Source organism: Bifidobacterium sp. ESL0800 (assembly GCF_029395355.1).
GTDB lineage: Bacteria > Actinomycetota > Actinomycetes > Actinomycetales > Bifidobacteriaceae > Bifidobacterium.
The window spans coordinates 219,928-240,606 of sequence record NZ_CP113913.1; the positions used below are offsets into that span (position 1 = coordinate 219,928).

Annotated in this window: 16 protein-coding genes and 3 tRNA genes; 12 read left to right on the top strand and 7 right to left on the bottom strand. The window is 56.7% G+C overall.

What is annotated here, in order from left to right; genetic code table 11:
* Window positions 1-40: 40 nt before the first annotated feature.
* Window positions 41-457, bottom strand: coding sequence for an OsmC family protein (locus tag OZX75_RS00945; RefSeq protein ID WP_277146384.1), 417 nt, complete (start codon window positions 455-457; stop codon window positions 41-43).
* A 543-nt stretch (window positions 458-1,000) separates the two neighbouring features.
* Here OZX75_RS00945 and OZX75_RS00950 point away from each other — a divergent pair.
* From OZX75_RS00950 to OZX75_RS00960, 3 genes are all read left to right on the top strand, one after another.
* Window positions 1,001-1,801, top strand: coding sequence for a thymidylate synthase (locus OZX75_RS00950; RefSeq protein WP_525930297.1), 801 nt, complete (start codon window positions 1,001-1,003; stop codon window positions 1,799-1,801).
* Between the two features lie 220 nt (window positions 1,802-2,021).
* Window positions 2,022-2,681, top strand: coding sequence for a dihydrofolate reductase (locus OZX75_RS00955; RefSeq protein ID WP_277146386.1), 660 nt, complete (start codon window positions 2,022-2,024; stop codon window positions 2,679-2,681).
* Between the two features lie 265 nt (window positions 2,682-2,946).
* A complete protein-coding gene (locus OZX75_RS00960; RefSeq protein WP_277146387.1) occupies window positions 2,947-3,456 on the top strand; it encodes a low molecular weight protein-tyrosine-phosphatase in 510 nt (169 codons plus the stop codon).
* 162 nt (window positions 3,457-3,618) lie between these two features.
* On the opposite strand, the gene OZX75_RS00965 is transcribed toward OZX75_RS00960, so the two are convergent.
* From OZX75_RS00965 to OZX75_RS00975, 3 genes are all read right to left on the bottom strand, one after another.
* Window positions 3,619-3,694 (bottom strand) — tRNA-Phe (locus tag OZX75_RS00965).
* 46 nt (window positions 3,695-3,740) lie between these two features.
* A tRNA-Asp gene (locus OZX75_RS00970) sits at window positions 3,741-3,814 on the bottom strand.
* Between the two features lie 217 nt (window positions 3,815-4,031).
* Window positions 4,032-4,754 carry a DUF4190 domain-containing protein gene (locus tag OZX75_RS00975; protein WP_277146388.1) on the bottom strand — a complete coding sequence of 241 codons (723 nt, stop codon included), beginning with the start codon at window positions 4,752-4,754 and terminating at the stop codon, window positions 4,032-4,034.
* Window positions 4,755-4,809: 55 nt separating this feature from the next.
* Between OZX75_RS00975 and trmB the strand changes: the two genes are divergently transcribed.
* From trmB to cydC, 8 genes are all read left to right on the top strand, one after another.
* A complete protein-coding gene (trmB, locus tag OZX75_RS00980) occupies window positions 4,810-5,616 on the top strand; it encodes a tRNA (guanosine(46)-N7)-methyltransferase TrmB (RefSeq protein ID WP_525930252.1) in 807 nt (268 codons plus the stop codon).
* Window positions 5,617-5,890: 274 nt separating this feature from the next.
* Window positions 5,891-5,962, top strand: a tRNA-Glu gene (locus tag OZX75_RS00985).
* Window positions 5,963-6,587: 625 nt separating this feature from the next.
* Window positions 6,588-7,760, top strand: a complete 1,173-nt coding sequence (locus tag OZX75_RS00990; RefSeq protein ID WP_277146390.1) for an NAD(P)/FAD-dependent oxidoreductase — start codon at window positions 6,588-6,590, stop codon at window positions 7,758-7,760.
* Between the two features lie 505 nt (window positions 7,761-8,265).
* Window positions 8,266-9,447: an NAD(P)/FAD-dependent oxidoreductase gene (locus OZX75_RS00995; RefSeq protein ID WP_277146391.1), complete on the top strand. Its 1,182-nt coding sequence runs from the start codon at window positions 8,266-8,268 to the stop codon at window positions 9,445-9,447.
* A gap of 46 nt (window positions 9,448-9,493) precedes the next feature.
* Window positions 9,494-10,960: a cytochrome ubiquinol oxidase subunit I gene (locus OZX75_RS01000; RefSeq protein WP_525930253.1), complete on the top strand. Its 1,467-nt coding sequence runs from the start codon at window positions 9,494-9,496 to the stop codon at window positions 10,958-10,960.
* Complete coding sequence (cydB, locus tag OZX75_RS01005; protein ID WP_277146393.1) at window positions 10,957-12,027, top strand: cytochrome d ubiquinol oxidase subunit II; 1,071 nt, start codon at window positions 10,957-10,959, stop codon at window positions 12,025-12,027. Before OZX75_RS01000 ends, cydB begins: the two co-directional genes overlap by 4 nt.
* A gap of 195 nt (window positions 12,028-12,222) precedes the next feature.
* Window positions 12,223-14,070: an ABC transporter ATP-binding protein/permease gene (locus tag OZX75_RS01010; RefSeq protein WP_277146395.1), complete on the top strand. Its 1,848-nt coding sequence runs from the start codon at window positions 12,223-12,225 to the stop codon at window positions 14,068-14,070.
* 67 nt (window positions 14,071-14,137) lie between these two features.
* Complete coding sequence (gene cydC / locus OZX75_RS01015) at window positions 14,138-15,985, top strand: thiol reductant ABC exporter subunit CydC (RefSeq protein ID WP_277146397.1); 1,848 nt, start codon at window positions 14,138-14,140, stop codon at window positions 15,983-15,985.
* Window positions 15,986-16,140: 155 nt separating this feature from the next.
* Here the strand turns inward: cydC and OZX75_RS01020 are convergent, their stop codons facing one another.
* The 3 genes from OZX75_RS01020 to OZX75_RS01030 form a co-directional block, all read right to left on the bottom strand.
* On the bottom strand, window positions 16,141-17,112 hold the full coding sequence (locus tag OZX75_RS01020; RefSeq protein WP_277146399.1) for a polyprenyl synthetase family protein: 972 nt from the start codon (window positions 17,110-17,112) through the stop codon (window positions 16,141-16,143).
* A gap of 133 nt (window positions 17,113-17,245) precedes the next feature.
* On the bottom strand, window positions 17,246-17,965 hold the full coding sequence (locus OZX75_RS01025) for an MgtC/SapB family protein (protein WP_277146400.1): 720 nt from the start codon (window positions 17,963-17,965) through the stop codon (window positions 17,246-17,248).
* A 183-nt stretch (window positions 17,966-18,148) separates the two neighbouring features.
* A complete protein-coding gene (locus OZX75_RS01030) occupies window positions 18,149-19,018 on the bottom strand; it encodes a glycosyltransferase family 2 protein (RefSeq protein ID WP_277146402.1) in 870 nt (289 codons plus the stop codon).
* A 56-nt stretch (window positions 19,019-19,074) separates the two neighbouring features.
* On the opposite strand from OZX75_RS01030, the gene OZX75_RS01035 reads away from it, so the two are divergent.
* Window positions 19,075-20,679 carry an AI-2E family transporter gene (locus tag OZX75_RS01035; RefSeq protein ID WP_277146403.1) on the top strand — a complete coding sequence of 535 codons (1,605 nt, stop codon included), beginning with the start codon at window positions 19,075-19,077 and terminating at the stop codon, window positions 20,677-20,679.

Here is a 20,679-nt window from a genome sequence, read left to right on the forward strand (position 1 = left end):
GGGGAGCGCACCACATTGTTTATTTGTAATGGAATCACCTTTACTTGGTGAGTACCTTGATTTCCATCGTCACCGGCGTGGCGCGCTCATAGGTGTGCATCACCGTGCAGGACTTCTCGATGTGCTTTTCCACACGGTCCTTGAGCTTCTCGACGTCCTCGCCGTGGATGCCGGCGCTTTGTGCGTCAACGACCACCTGCTCGTGGAAAGCGGTGTAGACGTTGGCGTTCGGGTCGGAGTCGCCGTCGACGACGATCTTCGCGCCCTTGCCCTCGCCGAGCGAATTCTCGATGGTCATCTGGCTGGAAAGCGCGCCGCAGGCCGCCAGCGCCACTTTCATCAGGTCGCCAGGGTTGAACTGGCCCTTGCCATGACCGAACTTCAAGTGCGCGCCCTCGTCGCTGAACGCGTCCCAGGAACCGTCCTTGTTGCGCTCCACCCACAGTTTCTTTGCCATTGTGTACCTCCTTGCGTACGGCCTTGCGATAATCCAAGGCATATCCCTACCAATCTATCCCAGAGTCCCGCCGAACGTATGAAACATTGCAGTCCGTATCCTCTGATTCTAGAAAAAGTACCTTCAAATTGGTGTTTTTGGCCCTACTTGGTGCACCAAGTCCTCGTTTTATCTTCAAATTGATGGTAATTCTGTATTTTTTGGCGGTCTTGGTGCACCAAGTACCCCCTTTTTTAAAGAATGAGGAAGAATTTTATCAATTTTGCCTCACTTGGTGCCACCAAGACCGCCGAAATCCGAACATTATCTCGTGGATGAGTGGAGAGCAGCCATGAATATTACGGAAAGTGGTTCGAAGGTTTAATGGATATCGGGATTCGACCCGTTATCGCGTTGTGCCGTGCAGAAGAAGATTGGGTTTTACGGTATTTCCCCTCTATGAAGAAATCGCTGAGGTTGCTAGAATGAATGATTATGCTGAACCAAGAACAACTTGAAGACATTCGCCGTAAGATTCCCGCGCGTCCGAACACCGACATCCCTATGCCTTACGAGGATTTGGTACGTGACATCCTCACCAACGGAACGCTCAAAACCGACCGTACCGGCACGGGCACGATTTCGTTGTTCGGCCGACAGATGCGATTTGACCTTTCCAAGGGTTTTCCGCTGCTGACCACCAAGACGGTCTATTTCAAGGGCATTGCCTACGAGCTGCTGTGGTTCCTCAAAGGCTCCAGCAACGTGCGTTGGCTGCAGGAGCATAACGTGCATATCTGGGACGAATGGGCCGATGAGAACGGGGACTTGGGCCCGGTTTACGGCGTGCAGTGGCGTAGCTGGCCGGCACCGACCAAGGACAACCCGAACCGCACCATTGACCAGATCTCCAATGTGCTGGGCCTCATCAAGACGCATCCGGATTCTCGTCGGATGATCGTCACCGCATGGAATCCCGCGGAGGTCGAAGAAATGGCCCTGCCGCCCTGCCATGCGCTCTTCCAGTTCTATGTGGCCGACGGCAAGCTTTCCTGCCAGCTCTACCAGCGTTCCTGCGACATGTTCCTGGGGGTGCCGTTCAACATCGCCTCGTATTCTCTGCTCACGTTGATGATGGCTCAGCAGACCGGCCTTGAGCCGGGGGAGTTCGTCTGGACCGGCGGCGACTGCCACGTCTACGACAACCACATCGAACAGGTCCTGACCCAGCTTTCGCGAGATCCGTACCCCTATCCGCAAATCGAGATTAACAAGGCCGCCTCGATTTTCGACTACCGGTACGAGGATTTCAAAATCGTCGATTATCAGCACCATCCGGCCATCAAGGCGCCGGTTGCAGTCTGAGGCGGACTTCTGGTAAAAGTGCGGATAAGCGATGGATTCGGCACGGATGTCTGTCTGGTCAAGGCTTGCATGTCCGTGTTAGACCTGTATTCGTAGACATTCCCGTTCGCGTTCTTATGGTTGCGTATACCTTTGGATTTGTTCTGTTTCAATCGGCGCGAAATCGCGTCTGAGGCGTTCGTTAGACTAAAAATATTGCCTAATTCAAGGAGTACATGAAATGGAGCATGACAGTAGCCGAACCGGCTATCACGAACCCGAGCCCGGACCTGCCGGGCAAAAAGTCACCGAGGACTGGGGAGACGATGTCGTCAAGACGTTCTCGGTCAATCTCATCTGGGCGTGTGCGCAGGATATGCAAGGCCGTCCTGATGCGATGGGGTTCAAAGGCGGGATGCCATGGCATTTGGCCGAGGATATGAAGCGTTTCAAGGAACTGACTGTTTCGCACCCGGTCATTATGGGGCGCAAGACATGGGATTCGCTGAATCCGAAATATCGTCCTCTTCCCAACCGCGACAATATCGTCGTCTCGCATGACCCGAACTGGCATGCTGCCGGGGCGACCACGGCCAACGACATCGACGCGGCGCTTGATTTCGCGCGTCAGGAGGCCATTCCCGACGACGGTCTCGACCGCAGCGAGATCTGGGTGATCGGGGGAGCGCAGCTGTTCCGCTCCATCATGCCTTTTGCCAACAAGGCCTATGTCACCTATATCCGCGGTCGTTTCGACGCGGACACGTATGGGCCCGATATGGATGAGCTGGTGCGTGCCGGGGCTTGGAACGTGCAGGACGACGGGCCGTGGATGTCGCCGCGTAAGCGCGAAGGCGCCGTCGAGGCCTATCGCTTCGTCACCTATCAGAAGAATCGGTGAAGTCAGGTAAACGCAATCGTCGACGCAGATACAGTTATACAGTTGTTTTAGCTGTGTCTGCGTTATTTTTTAAGTTGCGGCGATACCTGATACCCGTTTGAAATCTATCCGATTGGTTATGGACGATCGCCGTGCCGGTTTCGTTTGCTTTGTTTGCATTGCCGGCAATGTCGCTATTTGGTTGTCGGATCCGGGCCAGTTACGGCCGAGTCGTTATGATGGCTGTATCGATAGTTCCATTGTTATAGAGGAAGATACTGCAACCATGTCCAACCACCTGTACACCGTCATGACCGTCTGCACCGGCAACATCTGCCGTTCCCCGATGGCCGAGATCATTCTGCGTGCCAACTTCGAAGAGCGCGGGTTGGGCGACCGGGTGCGCGTGATGTCCAGCGGCGTCAGCGACGAGGAACACAGCCACCCGATCGACCCCCGCGCCGTGCGCGTGCTGCGCCAGCGTGGCTACGAGATTCCCGAGCATCATTTCGCGCATCGCATCACCGCCGAGGAGATCGATGAAAGCGACCTGTTCCTGCCGATGACCGCATCGCACGAAAGGGGACTGCTGCGCCTGTTGCCGGCCGATAAGAAGCCCGAGGTCCATCTCTACCGCAGCTTCGACCCGAACCTGCCCAAGCCCGCGCCAGGGCACGAGTCCGACATCGACCTGGTTGACCCGTGGTACGGCGGCCCAAGAGATTTCGACATCGCCATCGACCAGATCGACGGCGTCGCCCCGTATATCGTCGATTGGGTAGCCCAGCAGCTTTAAGTGCCGATAATAGTTGAAGCAGGCTTGGCGCGGAGCCAACCAGGCCAAGCCCGCTTCCTGCCAAATCCGCTGGGTAAACGCTGGGTTTGGACGATATCCACTTGCCAGCGTGAAATGAAAAAGCCTCGAAACCATTACAATTACTTGGTTTCGAGACCTGAGTGGTGGCTCCGAGCGGCATCGATCCGCTGACCTAACGATTTTCAGTCGTTCGCTCTACCAACTGAGCTACAGAGCCATGAATAAATCAAAAACCCGGCGAACCGGGCTTAAGACCATTCGAGCGACTCCGGCCAGACTTGAACTGGTGACCTCCGCCGTGACAGGGCGGCGCTCTAACCAACTGAGCTACGGAGCCGTGGCTTGCTTTCATCAAGCAGCCGAGTGTTAATATTACTCAGAATCAGGCAGAGCGCAACCCTGCTGCCGTTTCAGCGTGTCGCCACGAAAACAGTGCACCTGATGGAAGCCATCGTAGCGCCGAAATACCAACGCTTGCATATACATCCTAGCCATGGTGAAAAGGACAATCCGAAACGAAAAGACGGTTGAGTTTGTTGTCTGAGTTTCAGGATTTATTCGCACATGTGATCGGCAGAAGGCCTATGCTGCGGGCCATGATAATGGTCCATCATCCTCCATCCCTGGCGAGAGTGATCGTGGCCTTCACTTCCGAAATCGTCACAACGGTAATAGGTGTCATTGTGGTCCTTGTTTTGATAGGACGCGTTATCATTATCGTCGTCGAAGGGATTGCCGTACTCGCCTTCCGGATTGTCTTCGTCATCCGGATCGTCCGGGTCATCGCCGTCGTTATCGAATGGATCGGAATAGCAGTCCGAGCCGTGGCATTCCGGATAATCCGAATCCATATGGTTGAACGCGTAACCGAATGCCGAAACGATGGCGACGGCGACGATGATGTCCAATACCGTCAACACCGCGCCGATGGCGATTCCGGCAATGGACATGCCCTTGCTTTTTTCGCCGCTTCGATTGATCTGTACCAGCGCGATCACGGAAAGTATGAGCCCGATGAACGGCATAAAGAAGGAAAGCGCGAAACCGACGATGCACAGGGTGTTCCATTTCTGGTTCGGAGCCGGCGCGTAGTAGCCCTGAGGGCCCATGGGCGGCATTGGACCTGGGCCCGAAGGAGGCATTGGACCTGGGCCTGAGGGCGGCACCGAACCGGGACCTGCGAAGCCGTATGGTTGGTAATTCGGCGTCTGTGGGTTTGCGCCGCTGTATTGGTAGGGTGCCTGATTCGGGCTTGCATTGAAATCGTTGTCGTTCATAGCCAACAGTCTACGCGGGCCGGGTGAAGGTTCCGGGGTTTGCCTTCCGTTAGACTTGGGGTTCGTGCAGGAAAACGACAAAAGAATCCATCATGTGCTCTCATACGTCCGGAGAAAGGGGCGTCTCGATGATCGCTACAAGCGGGCCTGGCAGCGGTATTCGCCGGATTTCCTGCTTGACGTCAACGCGGGGGAGGGCTCGCTTGATTTGAGGCAGGGATTTGTGTTCGACCGTGATTTCGTGCGCAAGACCTGGGGTAACGACCATCCGTTGGTCATGGAAATCGGCACGGGGCAGGGCGAAAACATCATCGCCGCTGCGGGCGAACACCCAGAGGTCAATTTCCTCGCGGTTGAGGTCTACGACCCTGGTGTGGCCCATACCATGCTGCGTGCCGGCAAACTCAACCTCGCCAATCTGCGCGTCGCCCAGATCAATGCCCCGGAGCTTTTCGGCGCGTGCGAACCGGGTGTGGCCGCCGAAGTGTGGACGTTCTTTCCCGACCCGTGGCCCAAGATGCGCCATCACAAGCGGCGTATCGTCCAGCCCGCGCTCGCGTCCGACATCCGCAAGGCGTTGGGCGAGGGGAAGGTGTGGAGGTTGGCCACCGATATCGAGGATTATGCGCTTCACGTTCATGAGGTGATGGATAGTCGCGCTGATTTCGCCAATATCGGTACCTTGACCGTTTCGTTGCCCACTGAGCATGTCGGCAAGGGTACGGCGGATGAGGCCGAGTCATTGCCCCACGCCGATTTCAGGGAATCGGAACGTTTCGAAGGCCGTGTGCTCACCAATTTCGAGAAAAAGGGCTTGGCCGCGGGTCGCGTGATTCACGATTTCACTTACCAAGCTGTTTGAAGTTCCTGCTGTTTGAGGCTGCGGGAAGCGAAGCCGAGGCGGGATGCCTCTGATTCGCTGTGTCTTTTCGATGTTCGGCCTATGTCGCTGCCCGCCTGTCTCTGCTTTTCAACGGTTGAGCCGCATGGGATGGCCCTGCGTGACTTGCCGTTCAGTTTAAGGCATTACAGTTTTGTGGATTCGCAAATGTTTGCGTATTGCAATTTATTGAAGTTTGCCAACACGCCGAGGCTTGCTCGAGTCGAGTTCGTATTTTATGATGAATAGGTTGTTAGCCCCCCTCGTCTAACGGTTAGGACACCAGACTTTCAATCTGACAACAAGAGTTCGACTCTCTTGGGGGGTACTTTTTCAAGGTTTCTCAAACATCAATCAACAGTAGGCTCAGGCTTATTCCCAATTGACGTTTCGGGGTGTTCGGCACCGTTGCTGTCTTCATCGTAATCACGCCAAATCATCATGAATAATCTCAAGTCGAACTCAAAATGAACCCGCAGTGACTCACCGTGAAACGCAATGATGTCGAGCTTTTAGGGAGGATATGAAACGACGAGCTTTCAGCAAATTGTCATCACGATAGTTGTTGACGGAGCCGCGTTCAGCATACTGTGTGCGCTGAAGAGAAGTGAACGATTGCCGGTATGACTGCTGCTCCGATATGCCCCGGTTCCGTCCCTGTGCCGTAAACCGCTCTTGAACATCTTATAGGGAGGATTGCCGGCCGGTGCCGGGTGAACGCTGTCTGTCTGATCGAACGAAGGCAGTCGCTTTCCCGGTTTTTATTTCGTCACACTTTGTGAAATATGTCATATTGGGTAGTCGCTTCGTGCAGAAATGTATCTGATTCTGCAATTTAAATCGTTTTTCATTTTTTAAAAGGATAGTTTTAATTTTGTAAGTATTGGACGAGGGCTGATACGCAATGTATGCGTATTTGCCCTTACTATGATTCCCAACGAAGGGGGTTTACGATGACTGCAATCGTTATTATTGGCGCAGGTTACGGCGGAATGCGTACGGCGAAGCAACTTGCCAAGTCCAACGTCGACGCCGACATCATTCTGGTCAACAAGAATCCGTATCACTATCAGTCCACCGAACTGCACGAGGTCGCCGCAGGTACCAAGGAACCGGACCAGATTTCGTTTGACGTGCGCAAGGCCGTTGATCCCAAGGTCAAGGTGATCATCGATGAGGTCACCAAGGTCGATCAGGACGAAAAGAAGGTCGAGCTGAAGAATTCCAACCCGCTTTCCTACGATTACTTGGTCAACGCGTTGGGCTTCGAGTCCGAGACGTTCGGCATCAAGGGTGCGGACGAGAACGGCTGGCCGATCATCGACATCGATACCGCGCTCGCGGCGCGCAAGCATCTTGAGGACACCCTGAAGAACTACAAGACCAGCCACGACGAAAACGACCTGCATATTGTGGTCTGCGGCGCCGGCTTCACATCCATCGAATATTTGGGCGAGCTGGTCTATCGTCTGCCTGAGCTGGCCAAGGAATACGATTTTCCGCTTGATTTGGTCAAGATCGACTGCATCGAGGCGACACCGAAGATTCTGCCGATGTTCGATCCGAAACTGGCGGATTGGGGCGTCAAGTACCTCGAGGACCACGGCGTCACCTTCCATGCCGGCACCCCGATCACCGAGGTCAAGCCCAACGCCGTGATGAGCAATGACACCGCCTTCCCGGCCAACACCATCATCTGGACGACCGGCGTGCGTGGCAGCCACGTCATCGCCGATTCCGGATACGACCAGAAGCGCAACCGCGTGGTCGTAGAGGACGATCTGTCGGTCAAAGGCCATCCGGAGGAGTTCCTCGTAGGCGACGTTTCCGCCGTCCCTAACCCGGACAACGGGCGTCTCTATCCGACCACCGCCCAGATCTCCATCGCCCAGGCCGATACGGCCGCCGATAACATCGTGGCGCGTATTGCGGGCAAGGAGCCGAAGAAGTTTGTCTACAAGTCACTTGGTACGTTGTGCTCGCTCGGGCCCAAGACCGGCATCGCCGAAGTCGACATGGGCGGCCATTGGAAGCTCAAGGGCGCCAAGGCGTCCGTCGCCAAGAAGGCCGTCGCCGATCGTTCCGTCACCGAACTGACGGATGTCTCCGGCATCATGAAGGAGTAGTCGTCTCTAGTGTCGATGCCTGCTTTTTGCTAGGCGTCGGCACCAGACTGGCCTGTGGCGTTGGCAGGCGGCAATATCGAAAAGGATATGAGCAGGCGCTGGCCATGTGCAAAAGGCCAATCGGAAATCTTGAGGGTGTATCGGGAGTGCCAATCTTGCGATACGCCCTCGTTTTGTTTCAAGGTACGCGTATCGAACGATATTTCGGACCATAGGCCATGCCCCGGTCGTAACGAACTCTTTTTGGCTTATAGGCCTGTTTTAACATTTTATGCGACAAAATAATTGCTCTGCGTCGCGAAAAATGCTGTTCCATAACAAAAAGCGTCTTGAGAAGTGACATATGCCATAAAAGAGCGGGAAAATGCTTGTTTAGCCTATTATTTGCAAGGTTTTAATCGTTTTTTGTTCAGCTTTTCATATATTGTTGAAGTGTGTTGGCAATGATGAAGTCCGATAAGACTTCATCTTTTCTGTGATTAAGCTATAAGGAAAAGTGATTGGAATGAAGAGAATCGTCGTTCTTGGAGCAGGATACGCCGGGATGCGTATCGTCAAGAAATTAGCTGGTTCAGGCGTGGATGCACAAATCGTGCTGGTCAACAAAAACCCGTACCATTACCAGTCAACCCAGCTCCACGAAGTCGCCGCAGGGACCAAAGAACCTGCGGATATTACCTTTGACGTCAGTCAGGCCTTCGCCGGTAAGAACAATGTTCAGGTGATCATCGATGAAGTGGTCCGCATCGACCAGGACGCCAAGAGCGTCGAGCTCAAGGACAATGCGCCGCTCCAATATGATTATCTGGTCAATAGTCTGGGCTTCGAGTCCGAGACGTTCGGCATCGCTGGTGCCAACGAGAACGGGTGGCCTATCATCGATATCGATACCGCACTGGCGGCCCGCAAGCATCTTGAAGACACGTTGAAGCGCTACAAGGCCAGCCACGACCCCAACGACCTGCGCATCATCGTCTGCGGCGCCGGCTTCACCAGTATCGAATATCTCGGCGAGCTCGTCCACCGCCTTCCCCGTCTCGCCAAGGAATACGGTTTCCCTCTCGGCGAAGTCAAGATCGACTGCATCGAGGCCGGGCCGAAGATCCTCGGTATGTTCGACCAGAATCTGGCCCAATGGGGGGTCAAGTATCTTGAGAAGAAGGGCGTCACCTTCCACGTCTCCACTCCCATCACCGAAGTCAAGCCCAATGCCGTGATGAGCAACGACCAGGAGTTCCCGGCCAACACCATCATCTGGACCACCGGTGTTCACGGCAGCCATGTCGTTGCGGATTCCGGCTATGACCAGAAGCGCAATCGTGTGATCGTCGCCGATGACCTGCGCGTCAATGGCCAGCCCGATCAATTCCTTATCGGCGATGTCTCCGGGGTCATGAATCCGAGCAACGGGCGTCTGTACCCGACCACCGCCCAGATCTCCATCGCCCAGGCCGATTGCGCGGCCGACAATCTCATCGCGTTGATGAACGGGCAGCCCACCAAGAAATTCGTTTTCAAGGCTCTTGGCACGGTTTGCTCGTTGGGACCGACTGCAGGGATTGCATCGATTGACATGTTTGGTCACTGGAACCTCAAGGGTTGGATTGCCAGTGTCGCCAAAAAGATGATTTCCGATCGTGCCGTCTTGGAGTTGACCAATATTGGTACTATGCTGGAAAGTGATTGATTCCGTGCTTTTATGAGTAGGGAATACTTGGGAAGAAAGGATTAAAATGACTGTTTTAGGGTTATCGCGATTCCAGTTCGCGATGACGACGGTCTTCCACTTCTTCTTCGTACCGTTATCCATAGGCTTGGCATTTACAGTGACTGTAATGGAAACGTTATACGTAGCGAAGCGGAAATACATTTATAAGCGTATGGCACAGTTCTGGGGGAAGATTTTCCTCTTGAGCTTTGCTGTTGGTGTAGTGACCGGCATCATCCAGGAATTCCAGTTCGGTATGAACTGGTCGAACTATTCGCGTTTCATGGGCGATATCTTCGGAGCTCCTCTGGCCATCGAGGCCCTGCTGGCGTTCTTCATGGAGTCCACGTTCATCGGTGTCTGGATGTTCACCTGGAACCGCTTCAAGCCGGGTGTGCATGTGATCTTCATCTGGCTGACCTGGTTGGGCTCCACGGTTTCCGCCATCTGGATTCTCGCGGCGAACAGCTTCATGCAGAACCCTGTGGGCTTCGGCATCAACAAGAAGACGGGCCATGCCGAGATGACGAATTTCGCTGCTGTCATCAGCAACCCCCAGCTTTGGCGTGAGTTCCCGCACATCGCTACGGGCGCGTTGATGCTCGGCGGCATGGTCGTGGTCGGCATGAGCGCCTTCGGCTTCATGCACAAGAACGCCGACCGCGCCTTCTTCACCCGTTCGATCCGCGTCGGCGCCATCATCGCGCTGATCGGCTCCATCCTCGTCATCATCACCGGCGACCTGCAGACCCTTGAGATCATCAAGGATCAGCCGATGAAGTTCGCCGCCACCGAAGGCATTTATGAGGACCTCAAGAGCCCGGCGCCTTGGATGGTCGTCGGCTTCATGAACGAAGGCAGCCACACGGCCGCTGGTCTCGAGATCCCCGGCATGCTCTCCCTGCTTGCTTTCCACAAGCTCTACGGCGGAACCATTCAAGGCATGAACACCTTGAACCAGCAGTTCCTCGGTGAGCGCGGCAAGATCATCAAGAACGGCATCGAGCATCCTGAGATTTCGAACTACTACGTGCCTGCCAACGTGCTGTTCTGGAGCTTCCGCTTCATGGCCGCCGTCGGTTTCGCCGTGCTGATTCTCGCCATCTGCGTGCTGTGGTTCACCCGCGCCTCCAAGAACACTCTGGCGGACAGCCGCTGGAAGCTCTGGGTCCTGGGCGTGTGCACCTATCTGCCGTTCATCGGCACCACCGGTGGCTGGCTCATCACCGAGCTCGGCCGCTATCCGTGGATCGTCTATGGCCTGCAGACCATCGCCGACGCTGTCTCGCCGACGGCTACCGTGACGAGCCTGCTGATCACCAATATCGTCTACTTCCTGCTCTTCTGCCTCATGGGCGGCGTGATGATCTTCTACTCCCGCCGCGTGCTTCATCAGGGACCGGAGCCGGATGTTGAAGGTTCTGCACAAACGGCTACCGCGGGTGCACATGTTGGCGCCCATGCGGCCAATAGAAAGGTGGCGTTGGCATGACTGAATTTCTCGCTAAGCCATTGATCGATGGCAACAATTTCCTGCAATTGCTGTGGTTCTTTGTGATTGCTTTGGTATTCGCCATCTTCCTTTTCCTTGACGGCATTGATTTCGGTGTCGGCATGGCCACCCGCGTGCTGGCCCATAACGGCGATGAGCGTGCGCTGTACATGCGTGCGGTCGGCCCGCACTGGGACGGCAACGAGGTCTGGCTCATCACCGGCGGCGGCGCCATGTTCGCTTCCTTCCCGCTGTGGTATGCGAGCCTCTTCTCCGGTTACTACCTGCTGCTCTTCATCGTGTTGGTCGGCCTGATTCTGCGTGGCGTCTCCTTCGAGTTCGCCGCACACGCCATCACCGATCGTGAGCGCAACGTGTGGCAGTGGGCCAACTTCGCCGGCAGCGTCATCGCGCCGTTCGGCCTGGGTATGATGCTCACCAGCGTCATCCAGGGCGTTCCGATGGATGCTCAGGGCAACGTTCACGCCGGTTTCTTCGACGTGGTCAACCTGCTCTCCATCGTCGGTGGTGTGGCTGTGGTGTTCTTCAGCTTCCTGCACGGTCTGCACTTCCTGAGCCTCAAGCTCGACGAAGCGACGTCCGAGAGGATGCTCAACACCTCCAAGAAGACCTACTGGATCGCCTACCCGGCGCTCGTGATCTTCGTCATCCTGGCGTTCATCTTCACTGATTTCTATCAGCGTCGCACCAAGTCCACACTGCTGATCACCGTGGTCATCCTGGCCGCGACGATCTGTGGACATCTTGCAGCCTACAAGAAGCGCGGAGGTTTCGCCTTCCTCGCTTCCGGCGTCACCCTTGCCGGTATCATCGCCTTCATCTTCAACGGGCTTTTCCCGAACGTGATGATCGCGACCGATCCGTCCAAGAGCCTGGCTGTGTCCACCGCCTCGTCTTCGCAGTACACGCTGGAAATCATGACCATCGTGCTTTGCTGCCTCCTGCCGATTGTCCTGATCTACTTCAGCTGGTCGTATTTCATCCAGCGCAAGCGTTTGCTCACGGACAACTCGCCAGAAGCCATCAAGGCGGCTTTGGCCGAGTGACGGACTGATGTTCGTTCTTTCGCCTGAAAGTTAGATCAATGCCCGATGCTCTTATCCCGCAGCGATGAATGTGCAATAATGTTCATTGATGCGGGGGAGTATCGGGCTTTCTTTGTCTTAAAAAATATCCGTTAGTAGTTGGGACTGGTCGTGATCGATAAAAGTCTATTCAGGTTCGACGGGGTGCGGCAGCGTATGGGGCTTTTGGCCTTGCTTTCGCTTCTGCAGGCGCTGTCCATCGTCGGCCAGGCCCATGGCTTGGCGCGGGGACTGGTAGAGATATGGAAGCTTCATGCGGTTTCCGCGCTCATAGGCCCGTCTCTGGAATTTCTCGCTTTCTATGCCGTGCGTCATTTGTGCGATGTGGCCAAGCAGCATATTTCCAGCAAATACGGCAAATACGTGGCAGGGCAGATACGACCTCAGCTCCAGCACAAGATCTTCCGGCTTGGTCCGCAGGCGCTGGCTTCACGCGGCACCGGTTCGACGGTGACGATGCTCATCGACGGCCTCGACCAGGTCGAGCACTATATCGAGATCCTCCTGCCGAAGATGACCGACATGATGTTGATCTCGTTGGTCATCCTGATCGCCGTATGGTGGCAGGACTGGGTGAGCGGCCTGGTGCTGCTGCTGATGTACCCGCTGATCATTTTCTTCATGGTCATTCTGGGACTTGCCGCACGTGACCGCTCCAACAAGCAATATGCCCAGTTCAATATCCTCAACACCAAATTCGTCGACAGCATCCTCGGCCTGCCGACCCTGAAGATGCTCGGCGTCGACAAGGAATACGAAGGCGAGATCTACAGCGTCAGCGAACGGTTCCGCAAACGCACCATCGACGTGCTCAAGGTCGCGATGACCTCGACCTTCGCCCTCGACTGGTTCACCACGCTCGGCATCGCCATCATGGCCGTCTTTCTCGGCCTGCGCTTGGTCAACGGCACCATGCCGCTCTTCCCGGCCATGTTCGCGCTGATCATGGCCCCCGATTACTTCCTGCCCGTGCGTCAGTTCGGCGACAACTACCACGCCACCCTCGACGGCAAGAACGCTCTGCACGATATCATGAGCTTCATCGACGGCCCGGAGACCCCGCAGGACACCGAAACCAAGTGGGACGGCTGGAAGGCCGACAGCGAGCTCAAACTCGAAGACGTCGACTTCGCCTATCCTGCCGGTAGCAAGCCGGAAGGTGAAGACGAAAGCCAGAGTGTGGCAAGTCACAGCGTCGCGATGAACGCTGTGGAACAGCAGCGCGAAGGTCAAGGCGATCAAGACACAAAGCAGGCTCAAGCTGAAACCGGCATTTCTGGAATCCAGGCGGCCGCCCAGCCGGATGCCTTGCATCATGTCTCCATGAGTTTCAGAGGCTACGGCAAAATCGCCGTCATCGGCAAGTCCGGTGCCGGCAAGTCGACGCTGATCAATCTGCTCGCAGGATTCAATATTCCCCATGCTGGTTTCATCGAGCTGGATGGCAAGCCGTTGAAGAATTTCAACGTCGAGGCATGGCAGCGCCATATCAGCTACATTCCTCAGACTCCATACATTTTCAGCGGCTCCATTGCCGACAACATCCGTTTCTATGTCAACGATGCCAGCGAACAGGACGTCAAGGCGGCCGCCCATGAAGCCGGACTCGACGAGTGGCTGGACGAACTTGCCGAGGGGCTCGGCACCTTGATCGGGGAGGGCAACCGCGGCATCAGCGGCGGGCAGGCCCAGCGCATCGCGCTTGCACGAGTCCTTCTCGACCAGTCGCGCGAGGTACTGCTCTTCGACGAGCCCACCGCCCACTTGGACATCGAAACCGAATACGACTTGAAGAAGACCCTGCTTCCGATTATGGACAACCACTTGGTCATCCTGGCCACGCATCGACTGCACTGGCTTGCCAACGTCGACCAGGTGCTCGTCCTCGACGAAGGAAAGATAGTCGAATCCGGCACGCCCAAGGAATTGATCGGTGCCGGTGGTCCCCTCGACCACCTCATCAGCGAGATGGGAGGCAACCAGATTGACCAGTACCTCGACTGAAACGGCAAGTAAAGCAAGTATCGACACAACCGAAACCAAGAATATGAACGGTTTGAGTGGCACGACAATGAGTGAAACCGACACAACCAGCAAAGCCCCCGTTTCCGCCTCCGATGTTCCAAGTTCGCAGCCGGGCGGAAAGAAAAGCCTGCGCGACTACCTCAAGATATGGGACAACGACCATTGGTTCTGGCCGTACCTGAAGGAGAACAAGCGCACGCTCGCCCTGATCTTCTTCCTGGGGTCCATGACCTTCGTCTGCGCCGCCGCCCTGATGTTCACCGCCGGTTACCTCATCAACCGCTCGGCGCGTATGCCCTATAACATTCTCATGGTCTACGTTCCGATCGTCCTGACGCGTGCTTTCGGCATCGGCAGACCGGTCTTCAAATACGTCGAACAGCTCAAAAGCCACGACTGGGTGCTCCATGTCATCTCCAAGTTGCGCGTGCAGCTTTACCGCACCCTCTCCAAGGACGCCGCGTTCCTCAATGAACACGAACGCACGGGCAGCGTGTTGAGCCTGCTGGCGGACGATCTCGATCACCTCGAGAACTTCTACCTGCGCACCATTTTCCCCACGGTGGTGGCCTATATCCTCTGGATCGTGGTCACCATCGCCATGGGCATCTTCTCCTGGACCTCCTCGCTGCTGCTGTTCCTGATGCTCGCGCTGGTGCTGATTCTGATTCCGTTGGTCTCGTTGAGCTTCTCAACCGGCCATTTCGAGCTGGAAAAGCAGCAGCAGGCACAGGAATACACCAAGGTCACCGAAAGCTACCTCGGCCTGAGCGACTGGGTGATCACCCACAAAGACAAGGACTTCGTGGCCATCGGAGCGGACGAATACCGACGCATCCAGGAGAGCAAGGACCAGCAGAAGGCCTTCGAACGCTGGCGCAACTTCGCCATCCAGATTGTCTTCGGTGTCATCGCCATCGGCCTGATGGTCGGGGCCGGGCTGACCATGACCGGGTCCAAGTCCATCGCCGACTGGTCCGCTTCCATCGTGCTGGCGGTCTTCCCGCTGGTCGACTGTTTCATCAACGTGGCTCAGGCCACTGCCGAGATACCGCTGTACAGCGATTCCCTCGAGCACCTGAACGACCTCACCAACCGCGTCGAAGCGCGTCAACAGGCCCCGGTGGCGCAGCAAAAGCTCGACGGCCTTATCAAATCCATCGATTTCGACCATGTCACCTTCGCCTACGGTCCCGGCCAGCCGACGCTGCTCGATGACTTCACCCTGCATATCAAAGTGGGGGAGAAGGTCGCGCTGCTCGGGCCCAGCGGGGAAGGCAAGACGACAATTCTCCAGCTGTTGCTGGGCGATCTGGTTCCGCAGCAGGGCAGCATCACCATCAACGGCATTCCCGTCGCGGCGCTGCAGGACGAACGTGCCCGCGTCTTCGGCTACCTGAACCAGCAGGCCTTCCTCTTCAACTCCACCATCGCCGAAAATGTGCGTCTGGGCGCTCCCGACGCCACCGATGACGACGTGTGGGCGGCGCTCAAGGCCGTGCAGCTCGACGAGACGGTCGCCGCTCTTCCCGACGGCATCGACACTTCAGTGGACGAGGCCGGCCAGCGCTTCTCCGGCGGCCAGCGCCAACGCATCGCCCTGGCGCGCATCGTTCTGAAAGACACTCCGGTGATCCTGCTGGACGAACCGACCATCGGCCTTGACCCGATCACCGAGCGCGAGCTGATGTCGATGATCTTCTCCGCCGCCGGCGAGCGGACGATGCTCTGGGTCACCCACCATCTGCAAGGGCTCGAACAGTCCGACAAGGTCATTTTCCTCGACAACGGCAAGATCGCCATGCAAGGCGCTCCCACCGAACTTTACCGCACCAATGAGCGATTCCGTGAGCTCTACCGCCTGGACGTCGGCGAGCTGGAAACGGCGCGCTGAACGACAGCAAATAACAGCAACAGGTCGGAGGAGAAACGTCCGGCAATATGGGGCTCGAATATAAGCCTCTATGCATTTGACGGGCGGATGCTTACCAAGCATCCGCCCGTCAAATGCATTGCCATATGTTGTATGCGAAATCGCTGATTCGGAATTCAGATGGTCTTGATGAACCTGTCGATGACGTCGGTCAGCGCCTTGGCGGTGCCTGCGTTGATCGGCGGGTAGGCATTGTCCGTGATGGCGGCCTTTGCGGCCTGTAGGTGATTGCGTGCCTCGTCTTTGGCACCCTTGATGAACTGCGGATGGGCCTTGAAGTAATCGAGCACTTGCAGCGGGTCGTCGCGTTTGACGATATCCGTGAACGCCGGGTCGGCCGCAATCGCCAGAATGACGGGCAGCGTGTAGATGCCGTCGCGAATGTCCTCGAGCTTCGGCTTGCCGGTGTCGTGGGCGACGTTGAAATCCTCCACGTCGTCGAGAATCTGGAAGGCCATGCCCAAGTGCAGTCCGAATGTCTTGGCTTGCTCCAGAGCCTGCGCTGTAGGCTCGCTGACGCTGAGTTTGATGCCGGTGATGGCCGCCAGGCGGAACAGAGCCGCTGTTTTGCCCGCGATGGCCTTCTCATAGTATTCCTTGGTGGTGCTGGTATCGTGTCGCGCGCATTCCTGCAGCAAGTCGCCGCAAACGATCTCGTTGACGGTGTGGGCCTGCTCGGCGATGAAGGCCTTGTCCGGAGAGATGATGGACATGATTTCCATGTAGCGCGAAAGGATGAGGTCGCCCAGATAAATCGCGGCCTTGTTGCCACGTACCGTTTGCACCGTCGGCTGATTGCGTCGTACCGAGGCGTTGTCGAGCACGTCGTCGTGCACCAAGGTGGCCAGATGCAGCATCTCGATGGCGGCCGCCCCCGTGACCACGTCCTTGGCTGCGGGTTGCGGGCTGTCCGATTGCGTGGCGTAGGAAAACAGCAGGACCACAGAAGCCCGGATCATCTTGCCGTGGTTATCGAGCAAGTGACGGTAATCCTCGCGATACGGGGTGACGTTGTCCTCTTCGGAGTGCAACGTTTCCACTACGCGTTTCAGATCATCGCGCAACAGGAGCCCCTGTTGATTTGGCATACCCAACCTGGCCTCTCGAAAATTTAGTAATCAGACGAACGTACCCAATATAGCATCTGTCCGATATTAACCCATCACGGTAATTGCCGATAGTGCCAGATGAAACGATCAGGAAGGGACTATCGGCAGAACGTCAATCGTTATTATTGATTCTTGTGACGGAAATCACTCCGTCGATATTGCTCAGGTCGCCGATCAGCTCCTTGCTGTCACGTCCACGCACCTCGAGGTCGGCTGAAACCACATGACCGCGGCTGCCAGGCTCTTCGTCATCGTCGTCCTTTGATTTTCTGGTGGAAAAGCCTTCGACGGAGACACTGTGCTGGGCGCACACCGAAAGAATCGAACGCAATATGCCGTGTCCGTCGCGATACCTCAAACGTAGGATGTCATCGTTGCCGATTCCGGGCGCGATCAGCCTGGTGAGGAAAGGCAGCAGCGTCACCGCCAGGAAGTAAAGGGCCGTGCAGGTCAGTGCCGGCACGAACTGGCCGGCACCGCAGGCCGAGCCGATGGCCGCGGTCATCCAGATCGAGGCGGCCGTGGTCAGCCCCCGGACGTGCGAACGCTGGGTGAAGACGACGCCCGCGCCGATGAAGCCGATGCCGGAGACGATCTGAGCGGCCACACGTGCCGCATCCACTCGGATGTTGGGTGAGGCCGTGAGCACGTCCAGGAAGCCGTACTTGCTGATGATGACGAACAGCGCCGAGCCGACGCCCACCAAGGCGTGGGTGCGCGTACCGGCGTCTTTGTGCTTGGCCTGGCGCTCGAGACCTATGGAGGTCGAGAGGACCAACGCCTCAAAAAGATAAAGGGCCTGCCAGCCCCACGCCACCAGTTGCGTTTCCATTTGCACTCCCCATCTTTGGTATACGATCCATGGCTATCTGCAATGCAGCATCTGCAGTAATCGCCGTTGTCGTGAGGCCAAGGGTATATTTCGCGACCATGCTACTGAGCTACTGAAGATGCAAGCCATACAGCTTACACCCTGACGGCGAACTTTTTGATTGCTCGGCGAAATACATTCAATTCAGCGGTGGTTGCTTATTTCGTGCTGTTCCTTGCTCCAGATGCGCCGTGCCGGATTGACGTTCCTGTGATTGAGGTATTTCTGATAGACCGGGTAGAAGGCCCGCAGCGCCGGATAGAGCGCGTACAGCGTCCGTTCGGTGTCGTGCGCACGCGTATGGTTCGGGTGGGCGTCGAAGGTGTTCTGAAAGCGCTGCATATACTTGCGAAATGAAGAGAACGAGGTGTCCATGCGACGTGCGCTGACCCCGGTGATCATTGCCTCGCAGTAGACGGTTTTCAGCCCTTGGTCAAGCAGATGCAGGGAGATGTCGATGTCCTCGTGCATGATGTCCGCCTTGTCACGGCACACGTTGTCTTTGATTTTCTCCCACGCGCTGGCCCGCACCGCCATATTCGAGCCGAACAGCAGCACCTTGTCGTCGTCCGCGCGATAGGTGACCTTGCGTACTTTGTTGTCGCCTTCCAATCCGAGTCGTTCCGCGGGCATGTCGTAATAGACCGCAGGGCCGGTGGCGCCCATGGCGCTCGGGTCACGCTCGAAGATATCGGAGACGACCTCCACCCAGTCCGGTTTGAGCATGCAGTCCGCATCGATACGGCCGTACACATCGCCAAGCGCCGCGGAAAAACCGAAATCGCGCGTGGGAATAAGCCCTTGTTCCTTGTCCTGGTGGACTAATTTGACCGGCGAAGGGCTGGGCTGATGGTCAATGAAGCGTTGCACCAGTTCACAGGTTTTATCGCTTGACTTGTTGTCGACGACGATGACCTCGTAGGGTGCAACGGACTGGCAGACGGCATTGCTCAGACAGCTGACGATGCGCTCCTGCTCGTTGTACGCGGGTATCACGATGGAAACTTTGACCATGATATATGAGGATATTCCAAGTCGTCTACACATGGGGCGGGGTAGGATTGAAAACCATGAAGAAACGTGGACAAGAAACTGGTGGCAGCGAAAGCCAAAAGATAGATTTCGCCTCGGTTTTCCCGCAGAAGGGCGATTCCCGCAGGCCGCCGGACTGGTGGGGCCGCGCCTTGCTCTATACCGCAATAGCCGTGTTCGTCTGCATCTTCATCTTCAGGTCGTGGGGCAAGGTCGCGTTCATCGTCCTCGACATCGTCATCTCGATTTTTGTGGCACTCGCCATGGAACCCCTGGTCGTTCGTCTCGTGCGTCACGGATGGAAACGCGGGGCCGCGGCAGCCGTGTGCCTCATAGGACTTATCGTCATCGTGATCGCATTGTTGGGTCTGTTCGGCAACATGTTCGTCGTCCAGATGATTTCGATGATCAAAGGCATCCCCGATCTCTACGCGCAGGCGCAGCATCTGGTGGCCCAATACACGGATTTCAAGCTCCCGGAGATATCCAATCTGGGAAGCGAGATCGCCAAGAACGTGCAGACCTCCTGGGTCACCGATTTCGCCGGACAGGCGTTGAGCACCACGATGGGCGTGTTCAGCGCACTGCTCAACGTACTGACCATTGTCATGGTGACCTACTACGTCTCCGCCGCCGGCCCCAAGATGCGCAGAAGCCTGTGCCAGTGGCTCGGGCCGGTCACCCAGCGCCGCTTCCTGCTGGCCTGGACCATCGTGCAGGACCAGATCTCCGGTTTCCTCTTCTCGCGCACCATCCTCGCGGCGTTCAACGCCTTCTTCACCTCGATATTCCTGATGGCCATCAAGGTGCCCAACTGGCTGCCTCTGGCTCTCTTCTGCGGCATCGTCTCGCAGTTCGTGCCGACCATCGGCACCTATATCGGCGGCGCGCTTCCGGTCATCTTCGCCTGGAGCTCGCGCGGGTTCGTCTACGGGGTGGCCGTGGTCGTCTTCATCGTCATCTACCAGCAGATCGAGAATCTGATCATCTCGCCGAAGGTCTCGCAGCGCACCATGGACCTGAACCCGGCCATCGCCTTCCTTTCGGTGCTGGTCCTGGGGGCGGTGTTCGGCGCGCTCGGCGCCTTCCTCGCTCTGCCCATCACCGCCAGCCTGCAGGCCCTGTTCAAGGTGTATACCAAGCGATACGAACTGGTGGAGTCGCCGTTGATGAGCGACCCGGAGCCGGTCAAGAAATCCAAGGTCGTCGCCGGGGCCGAGGCGTTCAACGAGCATGTGGTTCAGCCGGTCGCCGAACATATGCCGCGTGCCGCCAAAGGCACGAGCGCACGTGTCCCCGTCGACGACAACCTGCGCAACCTGCGCGACGAGATGTATCGCATCTCAGTCGAGTCCAATGCCAAAGCCACCAGCCACGACCTCGACGAATCCGAGACCATCGCCATCCCCAAGGGAGTGCTTGCCGGATCCGAAAAGACCAAGCGTAAACCGCTTAAGGGCAGCGACTCGGATGGTGCCGACGACCTTGACACCCAGGAGCTGCACCAAGACAAGCCCAAGGGTGCGCGCGATGCGAAGGGCGGGAACCGTGTGCCGAAAGGCAAGGGCGCGACCTCGGGTAAAGTGGTCAACGATACGGTAGATGACACAAAAACGGATAACCCGAGGGTCAGGTGGCGCTGA